At 70.7% G+C, this 14,941-nt stretch carries 15 protein-coding genes; 1 reads left to right on the forward strand and 14 read right to left on the reverse strand.

Annotated elements, in window-relative coordinates:
- Positions 1 to 269 precede the first annotated feature (269 nt).
- Positions 270 to 1,145 (forward strand): LLM class F420-dependent oxidoreductase, encoded by an 876-nt coding sequence (locus EDD92_RS10650; protein ID WP_123964064.1) that lies wholly within the window; start codon positions 270 to 272, stop codon positions 1,143 to 1,145.
- Between the two features lie 85 nt (positions 1,146 to 1,230).
- Here EDD92_RS10650 and EDD92_RS10655 read toward each other — a convergent pair whose 3' ends face one another.
- The 14 genes from EDD92_RS10655 to EDD92_RS10720 all read right to left on the reverse strand — a co-directional run bounded on the left by EDD92_RS10655 (position 1,231) and on the right by EDD92_RS10720 (position 14,937).
- Complete coding sequence (locus EDD92_RS10655; RefSeq protein ID WP_123964065.1) at positions 1,231 to 2,127, reverse strand: LysR family transcriptional regulator; 897 nt, start codon at positions 2,125 to 2,127, stop codon at positions 1,231 to 1,233.
- A 111-nt stretch (positions 2,128 to 2,238) separates the two neighbouring features.
- Entirely contained in the window at positions 2,239 to 3,243 is a 1,005-nt protein-coding gene (locus EDD92_RS10660) for a LuxR C-terminal-related transcriptional regulator (RefSeq protein WP_123964066.1), read from the reverse strand.
- 130 nt (positions 3,244 to 3,373) lie between these two features.
- Entirely contained in the window at positions 3,374 to 4,357 is a 984-nt protein-coding gene (locus EDD92_RS10665) for a TauD/TfdA family dioxygenase (protein ID WP_221268105.1), read from the reverse strand.
- Between the two features lie 5 nt (positions 4,358 to 4,362).
- Positions 4,363 to 5,466 (reverse strand): aspartate kinase, encoded by a 1,104-nt coding sequence (locus EDD92_RS10670; RefSeq protein ID WP_260326468.1) that lies wholly within the window; start codon positions 5,464 to 5,466, stop codon positions 4,363 to 4,365.
- Positions 5,463 to 6,506: an aspartate-semialdehyde dehydrogenase gene (locus EDD92_RS10675; protein WP_123964068.1), complete on the reverse strand. Its 1,044-nt coding sequence runs from the start codon at positions 6,504 to 6,506 to the stop codon at positions 5,463 to 5,465. The genes EDD92_RS10670 and EDD92_RS10675 overlap by 4 nt, the downstream gene beginning before the upstream one ends.
- A complete protein-coding gene (locus EDD92_RS10680) occupies positions 6,503 to 7,402 on the reverse strand; it encodes a DMT family transporter (protein ID WP_123970347.1) in 900 nt (299 codons plus the stop codon). Before EDD92_RS10680 ends, EDD92_RS10675 begins: the two co-directional genes overlap by 4 nt.
- A 101-nt stretch (positions 7,403 to 7,503) precedes the next feature.
- A complete protein-coding gene (locus EDD92_RS10685; RefSeq protein WP_123964069.1) occupies positions 7,504 to 8,448 on the reverse strand; it encodes a transporter substrate-binding domain-containing protein in 945 nt (314 codons plus the stop codon).
- Between the two features lie 358 nt (positions 8,449 to 8,806).
- Positions 8,807 to 10,084 (reverse strand): methylaspartate mutase, encoded by a 1,278-nt coding sequence (locus EDD92_RS10690; RefSeq protein WP_123964070.1) that lies wholly within the window; start codon positions 10,082 to 10,084, stop codon positions 8,807 to 8,809.
- Positions 10,084 to 10,548, reverse strand: a complete 465-nt coding sequence (locus tag EDD92_RS10695; protein WP_260326469.1) for a cobalamin B12-binding domain-containing protein — start codon at positions 10,546 to 10,548, stop codon at positions 10,084 to 10,086. Before EDD92_RS10695 ends, EDD92_RS10690 begins: the two co-directional genes overlap by 1 nt.
- 86 nt (positions 10,549 to 10,634) lie before the next feature.
- Entirely contained in the window at positions 10,635 to 10,856 is a 222-nt protein-coding gene (locus tag EDD92_RS10700; protein ID WP_030947744.1) for a helix-turn-helix transcriptional regulator, read from the reverse strand.
- Between the two features lie 16 nt (positions 10,857 to 10,872).
- Positions 10,873 to 12,234, reverse strand: coding sequence for an acetyl-CoA carboxylase biotin carboxylase subunit (gene accC / locus EDD92_RS10705; protein WP_123964072.1), 1,362 nt, complete (start codon positions 12,232 to 12,234; stop codon positions 10,873 to 10,875).
- An 18-nt stretch (positions 12,235 to 12,252) separates the two neighbouring features.
- Positions 12,253 to 12,750 (reverse strand): biotin/lipoyl-containing protein, encoded by a 498-nt coding sequence (locus tag EDD92_RS10710; protein WP_123964073.1) that lies wholly within the window; start codon positions 12,748 to 12,750, stop codon positions 12,253 to 12,255.
- A complete protein-coding gene (locus EDD92_RS10715) occupies positions 12,740 to 14,446 on the reverse strand; it encodes an acetyl-CoA carboxylase carboxyltransferase subunit alpha (RefSeq protein ID WP_123964074.1) in 1,707 nt (568 codons plus the stop codon). The genes EDD92_RS10710 and EDD92_RS10715 overlap by 11 nt, the downstream gene beginning before the upstream one ends.
- Positions 14,443 to 14,937 carry a DUF4188 domain-containing protein gene (locus EDD92_RS10720; RefSeq protein WP_260326470.1) on the reverse strand — a complete coding sequence of 165 codons (495 nt, stop codon included), beginning with the start codon at positions 14,935 to 14,937 and terminating at the stop codon, positions 14,443 to 14,445. The genes EDD92_RS10715 and EDD92_RS10720 overlap by 4 nt, the downstream gene beginning before the upstream one ends.
- Positions 14,938 to 14,941: the final 4 nt, after the last annotated feature.

Here is a 14,941-nt window from a genome sequence, read left to right on the forward strand (position 1 = left end):
GGTCCCGGCGCCGCGGCCGCCCGGCACACTCTGCGAGCTCGACCTGGGTACTACGTCAGTTCCTTCGAACTGACCGCTCACTTGACGCAGTGTCATCCGTCGTGTGACAGAGTGCCGGAACCTGCGGCGCGGCGCCGCCCGGGCGCCCGGCCGGGTGGGGACGGTGGGACGAACGGATCGACCCACGAGGAGGCACCGATGGTGAACAGCGCCAGGGCACGGCGGACCAGGTCAGGAGAGGACGACGGCTGGGGTCTGGTCGGCTAGTCATGCGTATCGGAGCTGTGTTCCCGCAGACGGAGATCGGCGCGGACCCGGGCGCGGTGCGCGCCTGGGCCGAGGCCGTGGAGGAGCTGGGCTTCCGGCACGTGGTCGCCTTCGACCACGTACTCGGCGCAGGCACCGCCAGCCGCCCCGGCTGGTACGGCTACACCAGCGAAGACCTCTTCCACGAGGTCTTCGTCCTGTTCGGCTACCTGGCCGGGATCACCCGCACCCTGGAGCTCGTCACCGGGGTCCTGGTGCTGCCGCAGCGGCAGACCGCCCTGGTCGCCAAGCAGGCCGCCGAGGTCGACGTGCTCAGCGGCGGCCGGCTGCGGCTGGGTGTCGGCATCGGCTGGAACCGGGTCGAGTACGACGCCCTGGGCGCGACCTTCACCGACCGCGGCGCCCGCAGCGCCGAGCAGGTGGAGCTGCTGCGGTCGCTGTGGGCCGAGCCCACGGTCACCTACGAGGGGCGGTGGCACCGGGTCGAGGACGCCGGGATCCTGCCCCGGCCGGTGCGCGGCCGTATCCCTGTGTGGTTCGGCGGAAACGCGGAGGCCGTGCTGCGGCGGGCGGGCGAAATCGGCGAAGGCTGGCTGCCGCAGCGTCCTCCGGACGAGACGGCGCGGGCGATGGTGCGGCGGGTGCGGTCCTACGCCGCCGCGGCCGGACGTGATCCTGCCGGGATCGGGTTCGAGGCTCGCCTCAAGCTTGCGGAGGTGCCGGAGGGCAAGTGGGCGGAGTTTGTTGCCGGTTGGCGTGACCTTGGGGCGACGCATCTTTGTTTGAGCACGATGGGGTTGGGGTTGGCGACCGTTGACGATCACGTGCATATGTTGCGCAGTGCGTTGAGGGAATTGGGGCCTGTCGCTTGTGAGTGAGTCTGCGGGCCGGCGGGGGCTTGTCGCGCCCACGCGGCGGAGCCGCATATCGATACAGCCCCGCGCCCCTAAAAGCAGGGCGGCTTCAGCGGCCGTATTCCTCTGCCAGGAACCGGATTGATTGATCCGTGAAGACCCGCATCTCACGCGTCAGGTTCTTGCCGCGCCGCCAGGCCAGCTGTGTGAAGACCTCGAAGGGGATATCCCAGTCCAGCTTCACCAGCACCCCGGAATCCAGCGTGTCCTGAACACAGGCCGTCGGCAGCAGGCTGATGCCCAGTCCAGCCGCGACCCCTCGCTTGATGGATTCGATCGTGCCGAATTCCAGGAACGGCAGTGCTTCCCCCGTCCCGTCGTTCAACTCCGCCTCGAACAGCTCCCGATAGGCGCAGCCGGCCTCCGCGGAGATGACCTGCGTACGGCGCAGCTCCTCCGTCGTCACCTTCGGGACCTGGGTGAGCGGATGGTCGGGCGCGGCAACCACCGTCAGGGGTTCGGAGCCGAGTACCTCGGTCTGGACCCCCGGATGCTGCGTCTCGGCCTCCATCAGGAAGCCCATGTCGAACATCCCCTGCCGCAGCGCATGGCAGGTCTCCGCGCACAGGCTCGGTCGCAGGACGATGTGCAGGGCGGGGTAGCGGTGGTGGAAGAACTCCAGCAGCGGGGGCATCCTGTAGGACGTGATGCTCTCCATCGAGCCGATGGTCAGTACGCCGGAGGGGTCCCCGGAGCCGACCGTGGCGCCACGGGCCTCGCCGGCCAGGGCCAGCATCTGCTCGGCGTAGGGCAGCAGCCGCTGCCCCGCCTCGGTGAGCTGGATGCGGCCGCCGAGGCGGTCGAAGAGGTCGACGCCCAGGGACATCTCGAGTCCCTTTATCTGGCTGGTGACACTGGACTGCGCGTACTTCAGTTCCGTCGCCGCCTTCGAGAAACTGAGCAGCGTGGCCACCTTGTGGAACGCCGCCAGCTGCCTGATGTCCATGGGTCTCTTCTCCAAGGGTCGACAACGGATGGATTTCCTACTCCAGGAAACCAAGGAGTGACGGTGAGCGCGATGTCCCGGCGATGTCCCATTCGGGACATGCGGCGTCAGCTAGCGGCCAACATCCCCGTTTTCCCGCCCGATTATCAGGCCTGCCTGGAATCGGCTGACCGCCCCCATTTCCTCCATGACGGCGGAGATGTGGCGGCGGCAGGTCCGGGTCGCCATGCCGAGCCTGCGCGCAATGACCTCGTCCTTCAGCCCGAGGGCCATGAGGCGGATGATGGACTGCCGTACTTCTTCCGCGACTTGCGGGTATTCGGCGGTCTGCTGCTCCACCTCGAAGGGGCGGCCGACCTGCCACACCGACTCGAAGGTGCGGGCCAGATAGCCCACGACCGTCGGTTCGGTGATGACGGCGGCGCCGGGCGGCTGCCGGCCGGTGCGCTCCTTGGGGATGAAGGCGATTCTGCGGTCGTAGATGATGAGCCGCTCGGAGAGTTCGTCGACGGTGCGCACCTCGGCGCCGCGTCGGCTGATCTCCTGGACGTAGGTGCGGGTGGCGAGGCTGGTGCGGGCGGTGTGCTGGTAGAGGGTGCGCACGCGGACGCCCCTGCGCAGCAGTTCCAGGGTGTGTTCCCGGTCGGCTTCGAGGAGTCCGGGCGGGCGGCCGCCGCCGGACTGCAGGCTCATGCGCTCCTGAGTGCAACCGTAGCGGGCCCGGTCGATCTCGCGGCGCACCTCCTCGACGTCGTCGAGGACGGTGATGGGGACGTCGGCCGGTGAGCCGTTGGGCCGGGCCCGGTAGTCGGCGGCGAGGGAGCGCAACTCCTCGTGGATACGGCCGATTTCGCGTCGGCGTCGGCCGATCTCCACCTCCAGCGGCGTGACCAGCTCGGCCTCGGCGACCTCGGGGTCGAGGGGGACGACGGCACGCCCGGGTGCGCTCGGGCTGAGCAGATGCAGGTCCTGGAGGGACTTGCGTATCTCCTCGACCGTGGTGATGTCCGCACCGAGGGCGGTGGCGAGCTCCTGGTCGTCGAAGCGGCCCTTCTGCAGCACCGTTTCGTAGGCCTTCACCGCGAGGTCGCCGAGAAGGGGAATCTCGTCCGTCAATTCATCACCCCCGCGCACGCCACGAAATCGCCGATCGCCACTCCTTGCCGCTTCAGCCTAGGACTCCGCCGCCGACCCGAACTCCCGTGCGGCGACCGCCGACTTGAGAGCGTTAGGTACGGCACCGCATTCAGTAATGAACACGCCGGTCCTCCGGGGTGGCCCGGTAACGGACGTTCCACAGGTTGCGGCGGATATAGGTGCGTTGGAGCCAGCGGTCGCGGCCGTCATGGCGTGCCCGGAAGGTGGAGCGCGCGTGGACGCCCTTGCGGTTGTTGATCAGCAGGGCCTGGCCCGGTTCCAGCCGTACGGTGTGGGCGACGGACCGGCAGGCGTCCTGCAACGCGTCGAGGGCGGTGCCGGCTCCGCGGGTGAGCGGGCGGGTGCCGTTGGCGGAGACGGTGATCTCCGGGAAGCGGGCGGCGCCGCTGAGGATGGGCACCGGTTCGGACAGCACCTCCTCCCCCACGCTGGTGGTGTAGCTGCCGGGTGCGTTGAGTCGGTAGAGCGGACTGCGCAGGGTCTCGACCAGCGGGTCCGGCAGGTGCCGGCACAGGTCGCGGGCGTCGGCGTAGTACGTGAAGGCGTCGTTGCCCGCCGCGCCGCGCAGGCAGTTGAGGACGAGGAAGTCCGGGTTGGCGACGTCGTAGCGGCCGGTGGTGTCGTAGGTGATGTCGCTGTGGAAGTTGAGGAAGACCGCGGAGCCCTGGTTGGTCTGGGCCCGCGCTCCCTCCCGGACCGGGACGACGTCGTGGACGAGCCGGCCGGCCTTCTCGGTGAGCACGCCGATCGGCTCGCCCAGCAGTCCGGTCAGGCCGAGCAGCACGCCTTCGGCGACGAAGCTGTTCTTGGCGGCGGACGGTTCGCCGTCGACCGGGGTGGGCGGCAGTTCCGCGTCCAGTGGCAGGTTGCGTACGAGCATCACGCCCGGGGAGTCGTTGTGCCGGCCGAAGTCCATGATCTGCTGCAGGAGTTCGGTGGGCAGGGCGGCGAAGATGCGGTGGTAACGGGTCAGCGCCCGGTCGACGTCCGCGGTCGGGTCGGGCAGCAGACACAGCTCCGCACCGATGGTGTCGCGCACCCGGTCGGGCAGTTCGAGGTCGGCGAAGGTCAAGGCGGTCACACTCCGGCGAGGTGGGGCTGCGGTGCGGGTTCCATGACGGGCAGGTCGATGCGGTCGTGCAGGCGCTGGGCGAGGTGCAGGGCGTCCTCGCCGCTCTCCGCGATGTGCGTGGTGACCTTGGAGCCGCGGATCTCGGCCACGGGGACGCCGACGTAGGTGCCGGGTTTGAGGTTCTGGCGGCGCTGCACGGCCTCCAGGTCGACGAAGCCGCCGACGACGGCGACCCACGGTTTCTCGGTCAGCCGTACGGTGTCGATGCCGGCCGCGTGGAAGACGCCGTGGGCCAGGTCGGCGCAGTCGTCGGAGTCGTAACCGAGCACCACGGAGCGCTGGTTGAAGACGATCGCCGCCATCTGGTCGCCCTCGCGGCTGATGGTCGTGCCGGGCGAGAACGGTGCCCGGTTGTAGCGGCAGACGATCTCGATGCCGTGCCGCAGGGCGAGCTGCACGGCCCGGCGGTGCAGCACCTTCGCCCCGTACAGGGACATCAGGGCGGCCATGTTGAAGGAGACCTTCGGCAGCAGCCGTGCGCCGCGGACCAGGTGCGGGTCCGAGGTGTAGATGCCGTCGACGTCGGAGTGGATCTCGCAGGCGGTGCCGCCGAGGGCGCGGGCGACGGCGATCGCCGACAGGTCGGAGCTGTTCTTGCCGAGCCAGGTGGGCCGCCCCTGCGCGTCGATCGCCTGTCCGCCGGGGACGACGACGACCTCGTACTCGGAGAGCGTCCGGTCGAGCGGCCCCGGGTCGGTCTCGATCACCCGGGCCCACAGGAAGGACGAGTTGGTGATCAGGCCGATCTGGTGGCCGGCGAGGACGGTTGCGGTGCGGCCCCTGCGGTGCAGGGCGGTGGCGAGCAGGTGGGCGCTGATCAGGTCGGCGGTGGCGAGCATGCCGGCCGGGGTGGCGTCCTCGGGGTGGGCGTTGACCTCGTGCAGCCGGCCCCGAAGTTGCTCGGTCTCCCCCTGCATGGCGCTGACCACGACGGCCAGCCGGCGGCCCTCGCGCTCCAGCCTGGCTTCGAGGCCGGCCGCGAGCCTGTCGTAGGCGGCATGGGTACGGAAGGTGGAGCCGCCGAACTTCAGAATGGCAGCGTCGGTCACAGCAACCCCCGGTCGAGAACGGTCTCGGCGATCTGTACGGCGTTCAGGGCGGCCCCGATCCGCAGGTTGTCGGCGACCAGCCAGAGCCAGAAGCCGCGCGGGTTGTGCGGGGCGACCCGGACCCGGCCGACGTGGACGTGGTCCGGGTTGCCCGCGGTCAGCGGGGTCGGGAAGCGGCCCGGGGTGTCCTGGTCGTGGACGGTGACCTCGGGCAGGGCGGCGAGCCGGCCGATCAGCTCGGTGCGGTCGACGGGGGCCGCGGCCTCCACCCACACCGCCTCGGAGTGCGAGTTGACGACCGGGACGCGGACGCAGGTGGTGGTGACGTCGAGGTGCGGCAGGCCGAGGATCTTGCGGGACTCCTGGAGCATCTTCTGCTCCTCCATGGTGAACCCGCTGTCCAGGAGCCGGTCGATGAACGGCACGACGTTGAAGGCGAGCGGGGCGGTGAAGCGTTCCGCGGGCAGTTCGGCGTCGGGGTCGTGCAGGGCGAGTTCGCTGCCCTCCTGGAGTTCCTCGATGCCGTGCTGCCCCTGGCCGGAGGCCGCCTGGTAGGTGCTGACGACCACCTGCCGTATCCCCCACCGCTGCTCCACCGTCTGCAGCAGCCGCACCAGTGGGATGGTCGAGCAGTTGGGGTTGGCGATGATGCCGCTCGCCGGGCGGCCGGTGAGCACGTCCGCGTTGACCTGCGGGACGACCAGCGGGGTGTCCGGGTCCATGCGGAAGGCGTTGGTGTTGTCGATGACCAGCGCGCCCTGCGCGGCGGCCGGCCGGGCCCACTTCTGGCTGACGGACGTACCGGCGGAGAAGAACACGATGTCGACGTCGGAGAAGTCGAAGCCGTCCAGGTCCTCCACCGTGCAGGTACGGCCGTCGACCTCCAGCTGCCGTCCCGCCGAACGCGCGGACGCGGCGAGCCGTACGCCCTTGTAGCGCAGGCCCCGTGTCTCGATCAGCTCGATGAGGGTGTGGCCGACCGCTCCGGTCGCGCCGACGAGGGCGATGCTCGGCGCCTTGCTGTCGCTGACGAGGGTCATCGGGGTTCTCCGATCCGGGTGAGCGCGGGTGCCGCCGCCTTGTCCTGGTGCGTACGGCGGCCTGCGGACGGCAGCAGCCGCCAGCCGAGGTTCACGCCGAGGCCCGCCAGGACGATCAGCGGGACGCCCAGGGCCTGCAGGAGCGTGATGTGGTGCCCGTACACGGTGAAGTCGGCGAGGATGGCCACCGCCGGGTAGACGAAGGACAGGACCGCGATCTTCGCGGTGGGCAGCTTCTGGTACGAGGCGTACAGCAGGATGTACATCAGGCAGGTGTGGATCACGCCGAGTCCGACCAGCCAGGCCCAGTCGGCACCCAGACCGGCGGTCTTGCCGAGCGCTGTGAACGGCAGGAGCAGCGGGATGCCGACCAGCACCTGGGTGAGGGCGGTGAGTTCGGGGCGTACGGACTTCAGGTGCTTGGCGATGACGGTGGCGAAGGCGTACAGCAGCGCGGCGAGCAGTGCCTGGCCGACGCCCAGGAAGTAGGCGTCGCCCTTCTTGCCGTCGGCCGAGGTGAGGTCGGCGACCAGGAGCACGCCGAGGAAGGCGAGCACGATCCAGCCGGCCTGGTGGCGGTTGAGCTTCTCCTTGAACAGGACGAGCCCGAGGATCACGACGTAGAACGGCTGGGTGTGGTAGACGACCGTGGCCACCGAGATGGACGTCTTGGTGTAACTGCTGAACAGCAGCACCCAGTTGAAGACGATGCACACGCCGCCGAGGACCGCGAGGGCGAAGGTGCGGCGGGTGAAGTTGTGGTTCCTGAACAGGCCGCGGGCCAGGCAGTACGCGGCGAGGGCGACGGCGCCGAAGACGCAGCGGAAGAAGACCACGTTGAAGCTGGGCTGGCCGGACTCGACGACGAAGACGCCGAGGGTGCCCGACAGGACCATGGCCGCGGTGAGTTCGACGGCTCCTCTGGTCTGCTGCGAACCGGTCGGCCGCGGGGTGGGGGTGCTGCTCACGTTCGGTACCTCGTCTCTCCGCTGGCGGGTCAGTGCAGGGGCACGGCGTAGTGCAGACCACCTCTGGTCCACAGCTCGTTGGGGCCGCGCGGCACGTCGAGGCCCGAGGCGCGGCCCAGGTTGCGTTCGTACAGGTCGGCGTAGCTGCCCACGGCGCCGAGGACACGGGCCGCCCACTGTTCGTCGAGGCCGGCGGCGGGGCCGTGACGTCCGGCCTGGCGGGCGACGGCCTCGCGGCCCGCGGCGCCCGTGCGATGGCTCTCGTACTCGGCGGCGAACAGCAGTTGCAGCACCCAGCGGCAGATCCGGAACCATCCGGGGTCGTCGTCCCGCACCACGGCGGCCATGGGCTCGCGGGAGATCTCGGCGGGCAGGATCCGGTGCGCCTCGGGGTCGGGCAGCGTACGCCTCGCGCCCGCGAGGGCCACCTTGTCGAGGACGTACGCGGCGCACTCGCCGGAGGCGTAGGCGTGCAGCGCGGCGGCGGGGCTGTCGAAGGTGACGGGCTCGACGGCGAGGCCCCGCGGCCGGTACCAGGCGGTCAGGTTGGCCGGGGAGGTGGACCCGGCGTGCACGGCGAGGCGCCTGCCGGCGAGGTGGGCGGGGTCGTCGATGCCGGAGTCCGCGGGGACCAGGAAGCCCTCGCCGTCGTAGCAGGTGACCCCGGCGAAGAGGAGCCCGTGCGCGGCCTCGCGGCCCATGGTCCAGCTGACGTTGCAGACCGTCAGATCGGCCGCGCCGTCGGCGAGTTGGCTGAGCCGGGTGGCGGATCCGGCAGGGCACCAGTCGACGGCTTCAGGGTCGTCCAGTACGGCGGCGGCGACCGCGCGAGCGATGTCCGCGTCCAGACCGGTCCATCGGCCGTCGGCGGCGCACAACGAGAGCCCCGGCTGCCCCTGGGAGACGAGCGCACGCACGGCACCGTGCGCGCGGACGGCGGCCAGAGTGCCGGCGAGGGCCGTACGGGCGGTCATGCCGCACTCCGCAGCACGCGGCCGTAACACCGCTCCCTGCAGACCGACCCAGCCGACGACCGGCCGGTCGCCGGCACGACCGTGCACACCGCACCGGCGAGACCGGACCAGCCAACAGAGGCACGGGCGCCGAGCCCGGCCAGGGGGGCGGCGACCACAGTGCGGGGCCACCTGCGATGCTCCCCAACAGCGAACCGACCAAGGTCCTCGCGGTCGTAACAGCGCTCCCTGCAGACCGACCCCGCCGACGACCGGCCAGTCGCCGACACGACCATGCACACCGCACCGGCCAAGCGCACACAGGGACCGGACCAGCCGCCGAGCGCGGTCAGAGGGGCGGCGACCACGGTGCGGGGCCTCATGCCGCGCTCCGTAGCAGCGAGCCGACCAGGTCCTCGCGGTCGTAACGGCGTTCGTTGTAGGCGAGCATGGTGGTCAGGCGGTCGGCCGTGAGTGGGGATGTGCATGCGGTGTCCGTGTCGCGGATCGTGACCGGCATGCCGCCCGCCTTCGACCAGCTGAGCATGCCCTGCTCGTCGATGACGGCTCGGGCGGCGCCCGCGTTGTCGCGGTGCAGGCAGAACGGCACGTCGAGGACGCCGCGGGCGAAGGCGGTGACCAGGGCGGAGCCGACGGTGCGGCCGAGTTCGAGGGTGGCGTGGATCAGGGTGCGGGCCTCGGTCAGGAGGCCTGTGTCCGTGGGCGGTGGGCACTTGGTGACCGCGCAGTCGGCGGCCGCCTGTCGGGCGACGGCGTCGGCGAACTCCAGCGCCTCGGCGTTCTCCTCGATCGCGGGGATACGGCGGGCCTCGGCGGGCGTCTTGACGATCAGCCGCTCGGTGCCGCTGTGCACGGCGAGGCGGACGCTGTCCTCGACGAGGCGGTAGGAGCCGATGGGGGTGCGCGGGAAGACGCCCATGTAGGTGTAGAGGGTGACGTGCCAGTCGACGCCGGGGAGATGGTCGGCGGCGAGCCGGCGAAGTGCGGCCAGGGCCTCCAGGTCCTGGCCCAGGTGCACCTGTTGGGCGTAGCTGAGGGAGATCGAGCGCAGCCCGTGCTCGTGGAAGAACATGGCTTCCAGGACACTGAGCGCTACCAGCAGGGAGGGCGGGCAGAGCTGGCCGAGCATGCAGCCGCCGAAGGTCTCCAGGTGCATGGGGTCGGGGGCGCCGGCGGCGAGTTCGCTGCAGCGGGCCCAGTTGTCGGTCGCCTCGGGGAGGGGGACACGCCCGTAGGGCAGGCAGTACGACACCGGTCCGCCCTCGGTGGCGTCGACGCCCGCGGCGACCATCGTGCGGAACAGGTCGAGCGGCAGGGGCGAACCGTGCCGTACCTGCACCGGGAAGTCGGGACCCGAGACCTCGCGCAGGAGGTCGCGCACGGTCCCCGCGCCGTGGGCCAGCAGCGGGAAGCCGTTGAGCTCGGCTCCCTCGCGCAGGGCGCGGCGGGCGGAGGCGTGGTCGCCGACCCGGGTGTAGCTGTCGAGTGTGATGGTGCCGACCGAGGTGGCCCTGCAGCCCCGCACCGCGCTCAACCCGGCTCGCATCCTGGCGAGTTCACCGAAGCCCATACGCGGCTGCACGACCAGCCGCCCGGCCGCGGCCGCCGTCCGGACGAAGTCGGCGAACCGGGGCATCAGCGCGGCACCCCGGCGACGAGGCGTTCGCGTACGGCTGCCGCCTGGGCCAGCCCGGCGAGATAGTCGCCGAAGGCGGCCAGGGTGTGGCCGGCCGGCTGCTCCGACTCGTTGAAGACGGCGTCGAAGCCCGCGTCGAGCAGCCGCCGGCTCTCCTCGGCGTCCGCGCCCCGCACGCCGAGCTTGCCTCCGATGACGACCGGCAGGGCGGCCAGTTCGGGATCGTGGCGCAGGGCGCGGATCAGGCGCAGGCCGTCGAGGTGGCCGTGGCCGTTGACGGTGCTCAGCACCAGGAGGTCGGGGCGGTCGGCGCCGCGGCAGGCGTCCATGACGGTCCCGTCCGGCGGGCACACTCCGAGATTGGTCACCTCGTGCCCGGACTCCTCCAGCAGCAGCTGCAGATAGACCAGATTCCACATGTGCGCGTCGGAAGAAACGCTGGAAACGACAATACGGAGAGACATACCCATCACTCTTGGATTCGCCCGGGCGAATGTACAGAAGCCGCCGAACGGATTCCCCGGAACCGGAGATCAGGAATTTCCATACGTCAGGTGTCCGGGGTGTCCACGGCGCCGAGCAGACCGAGCCGGGCGGCGGCCGCGCCCAGCTGGAAGCGGGTCACCACCCCGAGTTTCGCGCACATTCCGGCCAGATAGCGGCGCAGTGTGCGGGTGGAGACGCCGAGGCTGCGGGAAATGGACTCGTCGGATCTGCCGCATTCCAATTGCCGCAGTATCGCCACTTCGATGTCGCAGATGTCGCCGAACATGTCGGCCTCCGAGCGTCTACAGAGCGAAGTGCCGCTCCAGGAAATCCGTGGCGACTCCCCCGCGGCGGAACTCCGGGTGGCCGAGTATCTCCTGGTGCATGGGAATCGTGGTGTGCACGCCGGGGCCCGACACCTCGAACTCCGACAGGGCGCGCAGGGCGCGGTCCAGGCAGGTGGCGCGGTCCGGTCCCCAGACGATCAGCTTGCCGATCATCGAGTCGTAGTAGGGGCTGACCCGGGAGCCCGGCACATAGTCGGTGTCGACGCGCACCCAGGGACCGCCCGGGGTGCGGTAGTTCTCCAGCAGGCCGGGCGTGGGGACGAAGCCGCGGTCGGGGTCCTCGGCGTTGATGCGGCACTCGATGGCGTGGCCGCGGACCTCGATGTCCTCCTGCTTGACGGTCAGCGGGGAGCCGGAGGCCACGCGCAGCTGTTCGCTGACCAGGTCGACTCCGGTGACGAGTTCGGTGACCGGGTGCTCGACCTGGATCCGGGCGTTCATCTCCATGAACCAGAAGGCGTTCTGCGCCTCCGGGTCGGCCTCCAGCAGGAACTCCACGGTGCCGGCACCCCGGTAGCCGACCGCGCGCGCCCCGGTGACGGCCGCCGCGCCGAGCCTGGCCCGCAGTTCGGGCGGGATGCCGGGGCCGGGCGACTCCTCGACCAGTTTCTGGTGGCGGCGCTGTACGGAGCAGTCGCGTTCGCCGAGGTGGACGGCGCCGTCGAAGTCGTCGCACAGCACCTGGATCTCGATGTGCCGGGTGTCGGTGAGGTACCGCTCGATGTAGACGGCGCTGTTCTTGAACACCGCCAGGGCGCCGGCCCTTGTCTGGGTGTAGGCGTCGCGCAGGTCCCGCGGCCGGCGCACGACCGTGATGCCGCGCCCGCCACCGCCCGCCGCGGCCTTGATGATCACCGGGTAGCCGATGTCCCGAGCGATCTCCTCGGCGGCCTCCACCGAGTCGACGGGCTCGGTGGTGCCGGGCAGCAGCGGGAGACCCGCCGCCGTCATGAGCTTGCGGGCCGTGGCCTTGTCGCCGACGTTCTCCATCACGTCCGGCGGCGGGCCGATGAAGGTGATGCCGTCGTCGGCGCAGATCTCGGCGAAGTAGGGGTCCTCGGAGAGGAATCCGTAGCCGGGATGGATGGCTTCGGCACCCGTCTTCACGGCGGCGCCGATGATGTTGGGGATGTTGAGGTAGCTGCGGGTGGGGGCGCCGGGACCGATGTGCACGGCCTCGTCGGCGGCCTTCACGAACTGCGCGTCGGCGTCCGGGGTCGAGTACACGGCGACCGTGCGGACCCCGAGGTCGCGGCAGGTCCGGATGATCCTGAGCGCGATCTCGCCGCGGTTGGCGATGAGCACCTTGTCGAACATGTCGTCGTCCGCCTTGTCTCAGCCGGCCGGGACGAGGTCGATGAGCGGCTGTGCGTACTCGACGACGTCCCCGTCCTGTACATGGATGGCGTGCACGGTGCCCTTGACCTCGGCGGTGATGGAGTTGAGCAGCTTCATCGCCTCGATGATGGCCAGCTGCTGCCCGGCCTCCACTGTGTCGCCGACCTTGACGAGGGGCTCGGCTCCCGGGGAGGAGGCCTGGTAGTAGGTGCCGACGAGGGGCGCCGTGACCCGTACCAGGTCGGCGGGGGCGGTCTCCGGCTCCGGGGCCGCGGCCACCGCCGCGGGGGCCGCCTGCGCGGCCGGGGCGGCCGGAGCGGTCGGAGCAGGTGTGTTCTCCCACTCCACGTCCACGCTCAAAGCGCCGGCCCGCAGCGTGATCCGCCGCAGTGTGCCGGGGAGTTCACCGGCGAGGCGCAGGGTGTGGGCCCGTAGTTCCTCCACCGTCATGTCGGCGCTTTCCTCGGCTCGGGCGGTGGTCGCCTCAGTGCTCATCGTGCGTCTCCCAGTCCACTACGGGCTGCAGTTGAGGGTCCCCGAAGCGGTCGTACCGCCTTCGTCGGGCGTCGACGAGCTGCTCACCGGAGAGGTCGAGCAGCGGGGCGAGGGTCCGCGCGAGGGCGCTCTTGACCGTCAGCGCGGTGGTGTGCGGGGCGGTGTGGGCTCCGTCGGGCGGCTCGGGCACGATGCCGTCGACGACGCCGAGGCGGAGCAGCTCGGAGGCGGTCAGGCGCAGGGCGTCGGCCGCGCGGCCCGCATGTTCGGCCGTACCGAAGAGGATCGTGGAGCAGCCTTCGGGGCTGATGACCGAGTAGTAGGCGTTCTCCAGGATCAGCACGGAGTTGGCGACGCCGAGGGCGAGCGCGCCGCCGCTGCCGCCCTCGCCGGTGACGACGGAGACGACCGGAACGCGCAGCCGGGACAGTTCGAGGATGCACTCGGCGATGGCCACGCTCTGGCCGCGTTCCTCGGCACCGATGCCCGGGTAGGCGCCGGGCGTGTCGATGAACGCGATCACCGGCAGCCCGAACCGGTCCGCGAACCGCATCAGCCGCAGCGCCTTGCGGTAGCCCTCGGGGTTCGGCATGCCGAAGTTGCTGCGCACCAACTCGGCCGTGTCATGGCCCTTTTGGTGCCCGAGGACGACGACGCTCTGCCCGCCGAACCGGGCGAGTCCGCCTACCAGCGCCGCGTCGTCACCGAAGGCGCGGTCGCCGTGCAGGCCGACGAAGTCGTCGAAGACGTATCCGATGTACTCCAGGGTGGTGGGCCGCTGGATGTCGCGGGCGAGGGCGACGGTCTCGCGGGTGGTGCGGGTGCCGGCCACCGGGTGCGTGAGCACCGAGTCCCCGGATCCTTCGGGGAGTTCGGGAACGGACGGCCCCAGCAGGGCCAGCAGTCGCGCCAACTGCTCCCGCTGGCTCTCCCGCGGTACGACGGCGTCGATCATCCCGTGTTCGAGGAGGAACTCGGCGCTCTGGAAGCCGGCCGGCAGCTCCTGGCGGATGGTGTTGCGGATGACCTGGGGCCCGGCGAAGCCGAGGAGGCTGCCGGGTTCGGCGAGGACGACGTCGCCGAGCATCGCGAAGGAGGCGCTGACGCCGCCGAAGGTCGGATCGGTGTTGAGGTTGATCACCGGGACGCGGGCCTCGCGCAGGGCGGCGATCCACTGGGAGGTCTTGGCCATCTGCATCAGCGACAGCGCGCCCTCCTGCATCCGCGCCCCGCCGGAGGCGGCGATCAGGAGCAGCGGCAGCCGCTCGGCGAGGGCGGTGCGGGCCGCGGCGGCGACGGTCTCACCGACGACCGTGCCCATGCTGCCGCCCATGAAGGTGAAGTCGAGGACGGCGACGACCAGTTGACGGCCGCGCACACTCATCCGCCCGGCGAGCACGGCGTCCTGCCGCCCGGTCCGGGCCTGGGCGTCCCGCAGCCGGTCGGGGTACGGCTTGCTGTCGCGAAAGCCGAGCAGGTCGCGCGGCGCGTAGCGGTCGGGGAACGCCTCGAAGCTGCCGGCGTCGGCGAGCTGGGCGATCCTCACGTCGGGCGGGATACGGAAGTGGAACTGGCACTCGGGGCACACCTTGCGGTTGCGGTCGAGTCGTTTGCCGTAGATGTACGCGCCGCAGGACGCGCACCGGCGCCACTGGACGTCCTGTCCGGCCCGGATGGGCCCTGGTGTGGTCGTCACGTTGTGCTCCGCTCTTGTCGACTGCCGCTGCCGCGCTCCCGTGGCACCGGCACGGCCCGCTGGGGCCGGCTCCCGGTGGCCGCGGCGATGCCGAACGGCGGCATGTTGCGGTAGACGGTGTGCATGCGCGCCGGGTCGACGACATACGCCTCGTGGTAGATGCCGACCGCGCCGTTGTCGGCGACGGTGCGGTTGAAGCGGCCCCAGGCGGGCCGGTGGGCGGCGTCCGTGTCGTGCGCGTACGCCATCAGCTCGTCCATGGAGCGCCAGTACTGGATCACCACCACCGTGCGGCCGGTCCAGGTGCGGGCGCCCAGAAAGCCGTACTCCTTCTGCTTGTGGAGCTCGACCAGCATGGGGACCATCGCCACGAAGGACGGCAGCCAGCGGTGCACCTTCCAGAAGCTGTTGATCCGCATGCCGATGAGGAACACGACGGTTCCCTCGGGCGGGTCCGCCACCTGGGGCACTAGCTCGACCTTGGCTGCCACGGAA

Origin of the sequence: Streptomyces sp. TLI_185, from assembly GCF_003814765.1 — a bacterium.
Classification (GTDB): Bacteria; Actinomycetota; Actinomycetes; order Streptomycetales; family Streptomycetaceae; genus Streptomyces.

Excerpts from the sequence above, each read along its gene's own strand:
- EDD92_RS10700 (WP_030947744.1), bottom strand. The coding sequence starts at position 10,856 with ATGTTCGGCGACATCTGCGACATCGAAGTGGCGATACTGCGGCAATTG.
- EDD92_RS10690 (WP_123964070.1), bottom strand. The coding sequence starts at position 10,084 with ATGCCCCGGTTCGCCGACTTCGTCCGGACGGCGGCCGCGGCCGGGCGG.
- EDD92_RS10695 (WP_260326469.1), bottom strand. The coding sequence starts at position 10,548 with ATGTCTCTCCGTATTGTCGTTTCCAGCGTTTCTTCCGACGCGCACATG.
- EDD92_RS10710 (WP_123964073.1), bottom strand. The coding sequence starts at position 12,750 with ATGAGCACTGAGGCGACCACCGCCCGAGCCGAGGAAAGCGCCGACATG.
- EDD92_RS10680 (WP_123970347.1), bottom strand. The coding sequence starts at position 7,402 with ATGGTCCTGTCGGGCACCCTCGGCGTCTTCGTCGTCGAGTCCGGCCAG.
- EDD92_RS10685 (WP_123964069.1), bottom strand. The coding sequence starts at position 8,448 with ATGACCGCCCGTACGGCCCTCGCCGGCACTCTGGCCGCCGTCCGCGCG.
- EDD92_RS10675 (WP_123964068.1), bottom strand. The coding sequence starts at position 6,506 with ATGACCCTCGTCAGCGACAGCAAGGCGCCGAGCATCGCCCTCGTCGGC.
- accC (WP_123964072.1), bottom strand. The coding sequence starts at position 12,234 with ATGTTCGACAAGGTGCTCATCGCCAACCGCGGCGAGATCGCGCTCAGG.
- EDD92_RS10650 (WP_123964064.1), top strand. The coding sequence starts at position 270 with ATGCGTATCGGAGCTGTGTTCCCGCAGACGGAGATCGGCGCGGACCCG.
- EDD92_RS10655 (WP_123964065.1), bottom strand. The coding sequence starts at position 2,127 with ATGGACATCAGGCAGCTGGCGGCGTTCCACAAGGTGGCCACGCTGCTC.